Genomic DNA, 13,629 nt, shown 5'->3' with positions numbered 1-13,629 from the left:
AATCTTAAAAATTAGCCTGGACAGACATTGATACCGTGCGTGCATAAGGGTAATCCAAACCCCGTTCTGTTTTAACTGTTGCAATCCTTGCAATATCATTCAGGTTTAGGGCAACGCTGATCCTGCTCTTATTTCCAGGTCCGAGAAACTTGAGTTTATTGAAGTCATAAGCGATACTCACGGATGAAAAATTCAGTTCACTCAGGTTCTGAACAAATCTGGAGGTTGGTTTGGTGGGGGTAATATCAGCGATATCTTTATAAATTGCTGCCTGACCAGGAACTGACCAGCGTTGTTGTAAAGCACGTATATCTACATTGTAAATGAAGTCGGCATTTTCAACTTTTTGTACCAGGCTGGTATTATAGGCCTGTCCGCCAAGTCTAAAGGCAAAGGCGAAATTTACAGTCAGGTCTTTATAGCGTACGTTACTTCCAAATGTACCGTTCATATAAGGGTTGGTATCCCCCCCAGCCACATAATCCGCCGCAGACCAGATGTAAGTTTGTGAGCCATCTCTTTTTAGAAAGATTTCCTTTCCGTTGGAAGGATCAATACCCAATGAGGGAACAACCCAAATGGTAGACATCGATTGACCTGGTACATAACGTGTTGAGGGATTTTGTCTTAAAGCGCGCTCTTCGGCATTGGTACCGGTATTCAGTTTATTGGCATCTTCTGCAGTGTTCAGTTGCTCCAGAGAGCTGGATACCTTTCTTATCTTATTGGTATTATGTGCTGCATTTACAAAAACATTAACAAATGTCCTGGAGGCAGTGTTATTGTATACCCTTAAATTGGCACCAATCTGGAATCCCTGATTCCTCACTTCGCCTATATTCTCTTTGTAACTTGTAAAACCTGTCGACAATGGCAAAATTTGATCAGACAACAGATTCTGCGTATCCTTGATATAAAAATCGAAGCGCAGGCTTAAGCGCTGAAAAATACCAAGGTCCAAGCCTACGTTCTTGTCCATTACTTTTTGCCAGCGCAAATCCGGATTGGCCAAAGAAATGAGGTTAAAACCAACATCGCCGTTATAATTTTGTGTGGTGTTGTAACGATATGAAGTTAAGGCTTCATAAGCACTGAAATTCTGCGTACCGGTACTTCCTATACTCGCTCTTAACTTAAGCATATCCACTTTGCCTTTCAGGTTTTTCAGGAAGGATTCATTATGCACATTCCATCCTAAACCTGCCGACCAGAAACTTCCCCAGCGGTTATTGGCACCAAACTGCGAGCTGGCATTTGCCCTGTAACTCAAGTCGGTTAAAAACCGGTTGTCATAAGCATAGTTCACAGCCGTGGTTACCGCCATTGTACGGGCAGTGTTTTCCGACCCTGTAGGTTTAGATCCCGCAGCAAATCCACCTCCTGCAGAGATAAAATCCAGATTATCGTTAGGAAAACCAACTGCTGTCATCCCATTGATGTTGGTAATGTTCTGCGTGATGGAATAAATGGCATTTGCAATCGCCTGATGCTTCCCCTTGTTCAGGGTGTATGCCGCACCAATATCACTGCTCACCCCAGAATTTCTGCCATTGGTAATGGTATACTGTCCCCTTTGCTGATACAAATCTGAGTTAACAGGGATGGAAGCATAACGGGTATTGTTAGCAGAAATGTAATTATCGGAGCTGTTATTCTGCAGATTAATCCCTACCCGACCCGTAAATCTCAGTACTGCTGATGGCCGCCATTCAGTATAAAAATTCTCTACAATATTCGTGTATTTGCTGTTGTCTTTAGAATTCAGTTCACCATTGTAAAGCGGGTTATATACTGTTGTCCCAAAATTGGTATAGGTAGGAATCAGTCGCCCAAATTCATCTCGGATTCTCCAGTATGGGTTCATTTTGGCATATTCGGCGAAAGATCCGTAAGGTGAATTATTGGCATTGTTACGATCTATCGTCAGGATATTATTAAAGGAAAACTTCTCTTTGACATAAGATAAATTAACCGAACCACTAATGGTTTCCCGGTTTGACCCCTTCATTACACCAATGTTATTGTTGTAACTCATGTTTGCTGAGTATCTCAATGACTGATCACCACCATCTACCATTACGCTGTGGCGTTGGCCATAACCATTCTGCAGAGGCTGGGAAAGCCAGTAAGAGTCCACTCCTTCCAGTGCAGCCTTCTGGTTGATGGCATACTGCGCTGTGAGGGTTGATTCATTGACCGGGTTCGCAGAGATATATCTTCCGGCGAGCGTTTCTGCCTGGATCTTCTCTGCTGAATTGGTGAGTTTATAACTGGATAAATCAGGAGCGGTAAAGTTCAAACTTCCAGAGTAAGATACCCGAAGCGCGCCGGGTTCAGGCTTTATGGTTTCTACGACTACCACACCATTACCAGCCTTCGACCCATAAATGGCTTTTGCAGAAGCATCTTTTAATAAGGTTACGCTTTTGATCAGGTTAATATTTAGGTCGTAGATTCTTTGTAAAGTCGTTTCGAAACCATCCAGGATAAAAAGCGGTAAATTTGGCGCATTCGCAAATTCGTCGCCCACGTTTGGAAAACCGGTTTGTCCGCGCATCTGCACATCTGGTAAATTATTGGGATTAGATCCGAGGTTATTATTTTCCACAATCACAAAAGACGGATCTAAAATGGCCAGACCCGCGATCAGGTTTTGATTGGTAACCACCTTTAGCTGAGCATTGTTAAAAGTAGACGTAGCCCCGGTCGAGGTTCCGACCTTGCGGTCGAATAGCCCGTTATTGATCACCACTTCATCCAGGTTTTGCTGGTCTACCTCCAGCTGGATAAATCTGAATCCACCAGACCGAACCGTTACCCGTCTGGTTTTATAGCCCACAAATCTGATTTCCAGCACTGCGTTCGAGTCTGGAACAATGAGTGAGAAATTTCCGACACTATTGGTCATCGAACTGATTTTTGTTCCGACAACCCAAACACTCGCGCCTGGAATTGCCACTTTCTTTTCATCAGTTACTTTACCCGAAATCTGGATCTCCTGGTTAGTAAATCCTGTAGGGACCATGGGATTAGCGTTGTTAAGCTGACCCGCCCTAACTGGTACTTTTTTAGTGATTACTATATGCCGGTCGATCTGTTTATAAGTTAAATTCGAGTTCGCCAACAGTGCCGATAGCAGCCTGTCGAGGGTAGTGGTGGTTTCACTTAAGTTCAATAATGGGATTTCACGAATTTCCTCATCGCGATAAATAAAATGGAAAGGTGTTTGTTTTTCTATTTTTTCGAGTGCCTGCGAAAGGCCCTCCCTGTTTAATTTCAGTTTTACGCGTACCTCTTCCATTTGCTGTCCTCTAACGGATGACGCAACCAGCATTTGTGCTGATATGGTGAGGACAAGGATGATAAACGAAGTGATACGCATAAAATCAATTAGTAGTTTTTTATGGATACATTGGACATAGCAGTCCCTGTACTTTACTGCAATTGCAGAAAAATTCATATATTCGAATGTTGGTGTGATTTAAATACCTTATGAGAATTACATTAAAACAGGCCTATCATCCAATCTGGGATGGCCTGGGAGGGTTCTGCACTAGTTCCATACAGCGAATATGTAACTAAAGCAGGGCCTTTTTACTTAAGAGGGTACAGGTTGGTTCATTTTAGTTTTTTGGTTTTATAGTTACAAGTTTGGTTGATTCGTTGAAAGTGTACTCAGCGTTATTAAAATCACAGATCAAGGTTAGGATCTCTGTTAGGTTCTGATTTTCAAAAAGTTTGGTTGTGAACTGCTGCTTGGCTAACTCCTCGTCTTTTACGATAATTTTGACATTGAACCGCTGCTGCAAGAAATTTGCTGCATGGCCAACTGTGATGTTTGTAAACACCAGGTCGCCATTACTCCATGAACTGGTTTTCTTTGCATTAATCTGATGGATGGTCGACTCATCTCTGGATTCATCATAAATAACCTGTTTGTCAGGCGTTAACATCCCGAGCTGTTTTCCATTCCTTGTTACCCCTACCTTTCCTCGGGCAACGGTCACAATGATTTTACCACCGTTCGCATTCACCTCGAATGCGGTTCCCAGCACCTGGGTGATAACAGACTGCGTTTTAACCCTGAAAGGGTGGTGATCAATATGTTTGACATCGAAAAAAGCCTTTCCTTTTAAATTCACCTCCCGAACAGGTACTTTACCTGGAATTGAGCGATAGGACATGGTACTTCCCGCGCTCAGAATTACCGTACTGCCATCTGGCAGCTGAATCAGTTCATTAGTATTGGTTGATGAGTGGTAGGTATAATTCGCGGCATTTTGAACAACCTGATGATTTACCCTGAAAAGCCAGAATGCAACAACCGCTACAACGAGTATCGCAGCAATGGAAGCTACCCATTTGAAATCAAACCGGAGTCGTTTAACGGGAACCGGAGCAGCAATGGATTGATCGATTGCGGCAAATAGTAATTTCCCACGGGCCTGTTCATCACCCATCTCCGTTTCATTCCATGTTTTGCTGGTTTGGAAAGAATTGAAATACCTGATATAAAGTGCCAGTTCCGCCTCATTGGCGGATCCATCCTTAATTTTGTCCGTTAGTTGAAAAAATTCCTCTTTTTGCATTTGAAAGCCGCTATAAACGATAACTAAATGAGCTTTAGTAACCGTCATTTAACATTAAGGCGTTCAATTACAGGCAAACCCCACAAACAAAGCAGGAAAAAGTTTTAAATATTTTATTTTTTTTCTCTGAAGCAAAGAAAAGACTAAAATAAAGCGATAAAAATATGGTATGAAGTACCTATTGACGACTTGAAACGCTTTAATGCTATAGTCATTTGTCTTTCTACAGCCTTTTCTGTTATACCTAACCGCAAAGCAATTTCTTTATTCGACAGGTGATGGTTTCTGCTTAAATCGAAAACTTCCCTGCATCTGTCGGGAAGATCGGCAATAAACTGGATGATAATTTTTCTGAGTTCCTTTACTTCGATGTCGCTGGTCACATTATCGAAAGATGCTTCAGCCTTCTCCAGGTGATCGAGAAACACCTTGCCAACTTTAACTTTACGGATAACATCAGTTACTTTGTATCTTACTGCCGAGATGAGGTACGATTTCAGTGATACAATCTTCAGCTCTCCCCTTTTGGTCCATAACCAGGTAAAAATATCCTGGTTAATATCCATACAGGCATCATGATCTTTAAGGATATTAAATGAGGCAACATACATTGCAGACCAGTGCCTACGGTATATTTCATCAAGCGCGGCTTTATCGCCATCGTTCAACAGGTCGATTAATTTTTCATCAGGAAAGTCTGTAAATAAGTTTGTCAAACCTTGCAATCAGTTATGGGAATCATCCCGGTTGATATCTTTCTACTGCTGAAGCGGGCACCGCGGATCGTATTCTCACTTCTTCTGCTAAACTAATAATAATTGTTAATAAATCATGCATTAGCCCCATTAGATCAGATATTATAGCTGAAAAGCACCTGTCTTTCCTGAGCATGCTACTGACAACCGGATCAGTTACCAGTAGCAAACACCAGGAGACATATTAATTTGCGGATGATTTTTTCGCTTTTTCGATACTGAAATCACCTTTGATCAGCATTTCGATAACCGGTTCAGTAATCATATCCGGAGAGGTTTGCCAAAGCAGCTTGTTTCCCTTTATTACGAAGGTTTGGGGTATAGCATTCACGCCTGCCGGCTTAATCCATTCCTGTTCAAAGGCACTGCCTTTTCCTCCGCCCAAGGCAACGTCAAAACTCATCATTTTATCATTGGCTTTCACGAAATCAAATACTTTTTGACGGTCATCTTCCATCACGTCTTGCGCTATAAACACTACTCCCCGGTTTTTAAACTTCGATGCCATAGCATTAAAATGGGGCATTGCGGCAATACAGGGCTTACACCATGTAGCCCAAAGATCTATAATGTATATTTTGGATGGATCAAACTTTATAACGGCATTTCCCTTAATCCATTCCACCTTTGGATAGGTGTTAATGGTATCTCCGACATCCAGATATTCCCGTTTTGGAGATTGGGCATATACATTCATGATCATAATTACCATAAATGCAATTATCAATATTACTTTTCTTTTCATTTTTATTTGATTAACTGCATAAGTTCCTGACCCAAACCGGTATCATTTAATTTAAGCTGGCTTGCCAGTATCTTACCATCCTCCCCAACAAGCAGTGCACTAGGCATGGTATAGTATGTCAAACCGTAAGCTTTTGCCGTTGGGCTCACACTTCCCGCATTGTTCACACCTCCGATATCATTCAGGTTCATCCAGTTAAAGTTCGATCTTTTTATTGTTTCCATCCAGTATGAATCCGGCCTGTCGTCATAACTATAATAAACAGTTACCATTACCGTATTTTTGTCTTTCAAGGCCCTATTAATACGGCCGAGGTTAAATGCAAAAGCATCATAGTTCATAAAATCAGGCGTATAAAAGCAAACGAATACATTCTTTCCCTGAAGTGAGGAAAGCGAAATTTCTTTGCCTGCTGTGTCCTTAAGTTTGAATTCAGGTGCAGGTTGTCCGGGCACAAGTTTTTTCGCTAAATCAAACTTCGCCTGTATCTCCTTACCGGCAAAGGTATTTCTAACCGCAGGGCTGAATTTTTGGAACTCTGGCTCAAAGTTAGAACGAAGGGTTCCCCGATGCTTTGATCTCCAGATGTCCAGGGAGAGAAAGCTGTTAGGGTTATCTTTAATGAAATTGCTGTCGATTTTCCCTGTTTTGGCGAATTCTGCATTCATCTCCAGTCTGGCAGCATCCATTGCTTTATTATCTCCTTTTTCCTTATAACCGGCGATCAATGTATTCAGTGAATCAACACGGGCCTGCACCGGCTTGTAAAGCTCGAACCTTCTCTGATAATCGGCCTGTGTTTTCCCGCCTTTGATGACAGCTGTTTTTGCGCCTGCAGATCCCGTGATCAGGATCTCGCCGGCATCGATAAAAAAGTCGCGAACGTCAAGACTCTTCACATTTTGCATGGTCGTCATGGCAGGTGGATCTACACTGATCCGCGCATAGGCCGGATCTCCGATCAGCCCCTTAAAAGTAAATTTACCCATTTCAGCTTTGGTGGAATCTTCTACACTTACGCCATTGTTCTTGTAGGATAGCAAAACTTTTTTACCATTAATCTCCGGCGAAAGCTGCCCTTTGATGGTAAATTTGTTCTGTGAAAAGGAAGCTACTGAAAACAGTAGCAAACTGAAGGTAATCGCTAAGCGCATATTAATTTTTAGAATATTCATGATCATGATTTAAGGATTATTGGTAAAGCCCGGATTGGCATTCATTACGATTGGCGGTAGCCTTAGCGTAAGCCTTTCCTTAGGCAGATTAAAACTGGTAATATTGCTAGAAGTCTCGTCATTATAAATGATATGAGAGAATGTCTCGCCTGAGAAAATAGGATCGATGGAGCAGCGTCGCATATCAAACCATCGGTATCCTTCCATTGCGAATTCCCTTGTACGCTCCTGGAAGATAAACCTGATCAGTGACTCTTTATTGGAAACAGCCTGAGCGGGAACACTGGCAACATTTACCGGCATTCGGTTTCTGCGAAGCAACTCCACATCAGAAACTGCGGCTGCAAGATTATTCAACCTCGCATTTGCTTCCGCCCTTAGCAGATATAATTCAGCCAGTTGCAATCCAAATTTTGAATAATTAACTGAATACTTGGATAGCCTGCCCGAAGGGTTAGGTGTGGAATACGGAAAAAATGCGCCATAAAAGTTCAGTCTCAAATCACCCGGAGCAAAAAGGGCCTGTGCCTTCGGAGATAGTACAACAAAATCATTCCCAAACTCGTTTCCACTATAAGGTCCATTGTAAAATGTTTTCGCCAGCACTGATTCTGTTACGTCGTCATAGTTTATCCCAGGAGAATTATTCGGGCCATTGTAGCCAATTGGATCAAACTTTCCGCCCGAAGCAAACTCCACATTATAATCGTAGAGTTTAGCAGGCACGGCCTGGGCGGAAGCATCAGTCAAAGCGGCATTAAACATTGCCAGGGCCTCCGCATTTCTACCCATGTAGAGATAAACCTTAGCCAGCATACCTTCCGCAGCGGGCCTTGAAAAACGCTGGGCGAATTTATTGTTCTGGGGCACTTTACCGATGGCGTCGTTGAAATCCTGAATGATAAACGCATAAACTTCAGCAACACTGTTTCTGACATGTCCACTTAAATTGATATCGGCTTCCCGTATGATCGGAAATCCAGGATCCTGTGCAGCGGTAGCCGGATTGTAAGGCTTTGCATATATATTGATAAGCTGGAAATAAATCCATGCCCGGTTAGCCAGCGCTTCTGCTTTCAATGCCATCTTCTGTTCGGCGCTACCCCCGGTAGATTCCCCGATCTCGTTTATCACCTTATTTACCGTATACAGGTTGCTGCTGTAAACTTTAAAATCAAAGGTATTATCCTGTGCCCTGAAAATATCTGCTTTATAATTGAATGCATTCTGGCTCATTGGTGAAGCTGATGAGAAGTAACTGCCTTCTGCAGCTACATCGTCGCCCATAAGCACCATCGATTGCCAGCCACCTGCAAAAGAGTAAAGATATAGATCCGGAGCGTTCATGATCTTCTCATAATCGTCGGTTGTGCGGGCCACTAACAGGCCTTTGGGAACTACCTCAAGAAAAGATTTTTTACATCCTGCTATCAAGATCAGCAACAGGAAGCAAGATATATATTGGTATATTTTCATCATCGTAAAATTAAAAGGTAAGGTTTGCACCGAAACTGAAACTGTGCTTAAAGGCAGGCATATTTCGTCCTCCCTGATTGAACGATTGGTATTCAGGATCTATACCGAAATCATTTGCTTTCCAGATCATGAAGTTTCCGGTCTGTGCGAAAAGCGATAAAGACGCTACATGCAGGCGGTTCAATAATTTTGGTCCCACCATGTAATTCAGCGTAACATCTCTGAGTTTGATATAAGATGCACTCACCACATTGATATCAGCATAGGTGTAATAATCAATATTTCTCCTGCTCACATTTACGCCTGCACTGGCCACATACGAGGGGATATTAGTCAGCAATTCATCCCCCGGTTTTTTCCATCTTTCCAGAAACTCCGGGCTCAGGTTACCTCCAAAACTACCAGTGCCGTAATCGATTCGTCCATAAAAATAACGGTTAACGTCCTTTCGCATCAAGTTGCCGAAATTATAGATCATGTTTGCGGTAAGTGAAAGGTTCTTATATCGAAAGCTATTACTCAATCCACCATTAAATTTTGGAATAGTAGTACCCATATATATCAGATCGTCGGCCGTAGCAACTTCAGGGTCTTTAGTTACGGTTCCATTTGCCAAACGGATTTGCGGATCACCAAGTGCGTCCAATCCGGCAAACTGGTAGGCAAACAAGGGTTGTATGCCGTAGCCAACTACATAATTACTATTAATTCTACCATTGGTGGTAAGCTGAGTAGGCTGGGGAGTTGAATAATTGAGCAGGCGATTTCTATTCAAACTGAAGGTTAATCCTGTAGTCCAGCTAAAATCTTTAAGCTGCAAATTTCTCGAATTCACAGCAACTTCCAATCCGCGGTTGTTCATGTTTCCAAGGTTACCACGAATGATAGATGCGCCGTTGACCGGATTGAGATCTACCTGCCCAAGAATATCAGTGGTTTTCTTATTATACAAATCAATACTTCCGCTAATCGCGTTCTGCAGCACACTAAAATCTACCCCAATGTTAACCGTCGCCGTTTTTTCAAAGGTAAGCTGGTTATTGGCCAGGCCGATCAGCGAGTAATAGTCACCAGTTACATTGTTGCGTCCAATCTGAATCACATCTCTCGATGAACCGGCACCGATGAATGGCGAATTACCAGTAATCCCATACGTGGTGCGAAGTGCCAGATTATTGATCCAGGTACGCTTCTCAAGGAAGCTTTCTTTACTGATCAGCCATTTAGTACCCACGCTGAAGGTTGGTTTACGTTGCTTGCCTTTTTCGGAACCAAACAGATTGCTGTAATCCCTCCTGATGCTGGCATCCAGCATGTACTTTTCGTTCAGGGTGTAATTAAATAATCCGAAAAAGGATTCATTCCGGTTAAGCTGCTCAAAAGTCTCAAATGGTTTTTCGTTAAAAGTACTTCTGAAAGATGATACTGCACCAAAAATTCCCTGGCTCAGGGCCAAATAGTTTACGCTCCCGGAAGTCAACAGATCAAGATCATAACCCCGGGCAATAGTTGTTTTGTTGGTTGCCAGTTGCTCGAGCGCTTCATGGCCGATCTGAACATTCATCCTGTCCCGTCTATCCCTTAGCGCCATTGTATAAATCAGCTGGTTTCGTAGCGTATAATTTCGCTGATCAATATTTACTGTTTTATAGGTTCCTCCAGACGTAGGTAAATAATATACGGGAACATCGTTCGCAGTCCTTGCAACAGTGAAGCCCAGCAGTTCCCTTCTGAGTTCGTAGGTTTTACTATCATTATAAAGGTGGCTTGTGGAGGGAGCTTTCTGATAGCTGTATGTACCGTCAAAGCTTAGTCCTTTCCAAATTTTTAAATTTACATTCCCGGTGAGATTCACTGATAGGGCATTTCCCTTTATAAATCCCATACTGACTTCGTCCAAAGGCGAGTAATCCAGATTGATCCGGCTTCTGGTCTGGTAATCTTTTCTTACCTCTGGTGAAAGTCCCTGAACATAATTCATTTGCAGGTTGTTCCCTGCGTCATTCTGAAAGAGCTGATAAGGAATAAAATTGCTTCCGATTACAATACTTTTATCGCTACTGGTTATGGTATTGTTTAATGCGGTGTTCAGACTAATCCGAAGGCTGCTGATGGGCATAAAAGTTTGGTTGATGTTTAGCCGATATGCACCATTCTGATCTCCCGGATGGCTACTGGTGGTATTAGTATAAGAACCAGAAGCATAGAAATTGTAGGCTGATGTCCCACCCGAGGCAGAAAGCGTATGGTTGGTGGTGAAAGCATTCCGAAACAACAAATCCCGTATCTGATCTTTGTTGTTAATATTGCTCAGACTATCCAGACTGCGCTGTGCCTGAGCCGCAGTGATCAAACCCCGGTTCTGGTTATAGAGGATTTGTTCGTGTGGTGCGATTACCGAGGTGCCAATGGCTGCATATGGAAACGCAGCGGGATTAAACAGCTCCCTTGCCGTTTGTATGTATTGAGCACTGTTCATCATTGGAACATACTCAAGATCCGGTTTACCGAACAGCGATATGTTGCCTGAATAGCTGATTTTTATGGGTGTGCCCGCAGAAGCCTTCTTCGTTGTAATTACGATTACACCGTTTGAAGCCTTTACGCCCCAGATCGAAGCTGCTGAGGCATCTTTCAATACCGAAATATCCTGCACGTCATCCGGATTGATCACCGACAGGTCAGTCACTGGCACCCCGTTCACCACGTAAAGCGGATCGGAATTTGCCTGAACAGTCGATCTACCCCTGATGATACTTTGTTGGGTGTTCCCGCCCCCAAACTGTCTGTTTCCTGTCACACCTTTCGGCCCGGCAATTACCGTTACTCCGGCAACTAACCCGTCCAGCCTGGAAACCAGGTCTTGCGTGGCCACCCTGTTCTGATAAATCTGCATATCCGGTTTTCCAAAAGATCCCGTTGCCCGTTCACGGGAAAGGGTTTGGTAACCGGTAGAAACAACGGAAACCTCATCTATCATGTTGATTTGCTGATTCAGCATGACTACAATTTCGGACGCTGACTTAACCGTCAGTGTATCAGACCTGTAACCGACATAGGAAACCACAACACTTGCATCCCTCGGAATCCTCGAAAACACGAACTCACCGTTCGTATCGGTAAATCCCATCAGGCCTGCCTCTTTTGAGGTTACACTGGCGCTGGGTAATACCCCGCCTTTTTGATCCTGTACCCGGATTTTAAGGTCAATTAAGAAGGCTTTATTTTCTGTTTTAACCCGGTTAATTACTACGATAATCCTGTTTTCTATGCTATAGTCGAACGGCTGACCGCGAAAACATTCATCCAGAACTGTTTTTAAACCGGCATCTTTAATCTGAATGTTTACCCGTTTCGAGCGCGCTACCTGCTCACGGTTGATCACAAAATCAAATCCAGTCTGCTTGCGGATGTCCCTTAGTACCTCACTCAGGGGAGCGTCTTTTTTTGATAAGCTTACACGCTCGTTCTGCGCAAAAGACCATGCCGGAAGCAGCAGAAAAATGAACAATAAACAATATAGCCAGGAAGATAAAGATCCCGGGGCTACGCCTGCATCATGACGGATCTTTTGAAATAAGGAACCTGACTGATGGACATGATTAGTTGGATCATACCCATTTCCATGGTATTTTTTATACATTTGTTTGGTTGGTTTTAGTTGATAATAGTGTTTGAACAATTACTCATCTGTACCGGCCTTAAACCGGGGGCGCCTCCAACGCTCCCGCTTTTTACCAGTCCAGGAATATTCCATTATGGCATAACAGTTACCCTCCTTCCTTCCAGTTTAAAGTGTATACCCTGATTCATGGTTAGCGCTTTCAATATTTCGGAAAGCTTTTTCCTTCTTGAGATGGTACTATAAAATGCTGCATTATCCTGCTCCCCATCATATACTACCTCTACGTCATACCACCTTGCTACCTGCCTCATTACTGTGTGCAGATCTTCGCCGTTAAATACAAAGTCATCATTTATCCAGGCATTTGCCTGTTCTTTATCAGCCTGCGAAACGGTAATTCCATTTGTATCAAAATCTGCCTGTTCTCCAGGTTTAAGTATTTTAGCAACTGTTGTATTGCCAGAGATGCGTACCGAACCCGATAATAGCGTTGTCCTGATGTGCTTTTCATTAGGATAGGCTTGAATATTGAAATGTGTTCCCAATACCTGCACAGTTTGCCTTTGAGAATTCACCAGAAACGGGTGTGCCTTATCGTGTGCCACTTCGAAATACCCCTCCCCTGATAAGGTCACTATACGTTTTTCTTTGTTCCTGAATGAGAGCGGATAGGTTAGCCTGGATGCTGCGTTAAGCCAGGCTTTTGTCCCATCAGGAAGAACGATCGAAAACTTCCCGCCATTTGGTGTTTCAAGTGTGTTGGTTGCATCCGTTGCCTCCCGACCCGCAGAAACTTTGTACACCACCATACCATTCGGCGATTTTGATATTTCAACGCCGGGCTGGGCAATACCGCCTTGTTGTAAATGATCCAGGCTAATCTTTTTCCCATCAGCAAGTGTGAGATAAGCCTTTTCCCCTCCAGGGTCGATATCATTCTTGTATACGCTTCCTACCTGACCGGAAAGGGGTGCCTTGTTCTGCATAAAATAGAGTCCACCCAACGCCAACAGTACGATTGCGGCAGCAGCAGCAATTTTAGCTTTCAGCGAAATAACCCGGGGTTTATTGGCTTGCAATGACGGCTCTACCTTACTCCATATCTCTTCTGAAATTTTTTCAAGATCGGCCGATGAGTACTTCCCGGCCGTTTCTGAGCGGTAGTAATAGAGCCAATAGCGAATGGCTTCCATTTCGGATGCATTGCAGGTTCCATTTTTAAACTTCTCAAACAATTCTTCAGCTTCGCTTTTTTGCATTCTCG

Annotated in this window: 8 protein-coding genes; all 8 read right to left on the bottom strand. The window is 43.2% G+C overall.

The window, feature by feature from the left end; genetic code table 11:
- Positions 1-4: 4 nt before the first annotated feature.
- The 8 genes from R2Q80_RS00570 to R2Q80_RS00535 all read right to left on the bottom strand — a co-directional run bounded on the left by R2Q80_RS00570 (position 5) and on the right by R2Q80_RS00535 (position 13,624).
- The gene (locus R2Q80_RS00570; protein ID WP_316797719.1) at positions 5-3,460 is read right to left on the bottom strand and encodes a SusC/RagA family TonB-linked outer membrane protein; all 3,456 of its coding nucleotides are present in this window, start codon (positions 3,458-3,460) and stop codon (positions 5-7) included.
- A gap of 163 nt (positions 3,461-3,623) precedes the next feature.
- Positions 3,624-4,589: a FecR family protein gene (locus R2Q80_RS00565; RefSeq protein ID WP_316797718.1), complete on the bottom strand. Its 966-nt coding sequence runs from the start codon at positions 4,587-4,589 to the stop codon at positions 3,624-3,626.
- A 143-nt stretch (positions 4,590-4,732) separates the two neighbouring features.
- Positions 4,733-5,305: a sigma-70 family RNA polymerase sigma factor gene (locus tag R2Q80_RS00560; protein ID WP_316797717.1), complete on the bottom strand. Its 573-nt coding sequence runs from the start codon at positions 5,303-5,305 to the stop codon at positions 4,733-4,735.
- Positions 5,306-5,528: 223 nt separating this feature from the next.
- Positions 5,529-6,089 carry a TlpA family protein disulfide reductase gene (locus R2Q80_RS00555; RefSeq protein ID WP_316797716.1) on the bottom strand — a complete coding sequence of 187 codons (561 nt, stop codon included), beginning with the start codon at positions 6,087-6,089 and terminating at the stop codon, positions 5,529-5,531.
- A 2-nt stretch (positions 6,090-6,091) separates the two neighbouring features.
- Positions 6,092-7,264, bottom strand: a complete 1,173-nt coding sequence (locus tag R2Q80_RS00550; RefSeq protein ID WP_316797715.1) for a DUF4369 domain-containing protein — start codon at positions 7,262-7,264, stop codon at positions 6,092-6,094.
- A 9-nt stretch (positions 7,265-7,273) separates the two neighbouring features.
- Positions 7,274-8,743 (bottom strand): RagB/SusD family nutrient uptake outer membrane protein, encoded by a 1,470-nt coding sequence (locus R2Q80_RS00545; RefSeq protein ID WP_316797714.1) that lies wholly within the window; start codon positions 8,741-8,743, stop codon positions 7,274-7,276.
- A gap of 7 nt (positions 8,744-8,750) precedes the next feature.
- Entirely contained in the window at positions 8,751-12,383 is a 3,633-nt protein-coding gene (locus tag R2Q80_RS00540) for a SusC/RagA family TonB-linked outer membrane protein (RefSeq protein ID WP_316797713.1), read from the bottom strand.
- Positions 12,384-12,496: 113 nt separating this feature from the next.
- Positions 12,497-13,624: a FecR family protein gene (locus tag R2Q80_RS00535; protein WP_316797712.1), complete on the bottom strand. Its 1,128-nt coding sequence runs from the start codon at positions 13,622-13,624 to the stop codon at positions 12,497-12,499.
- Positions 13,625-13,629: the final 5 nt, after the last annotated feature.

The organism is Pedobacter frigidisoli (assembly GCF_032678525.1).
GTDB classification, from domain to species: Bacteria; Bacteroidota; Bacteroidia; order Sphingobacteriales; family Sphingobacteriaceae; genus Pedobacter; species Pedobacter frigidisoli_A.
Note: the sequence above shows the minus strand (reverse complement) of the source record. Positions and strands in the feature narration are given on the sequence as shown.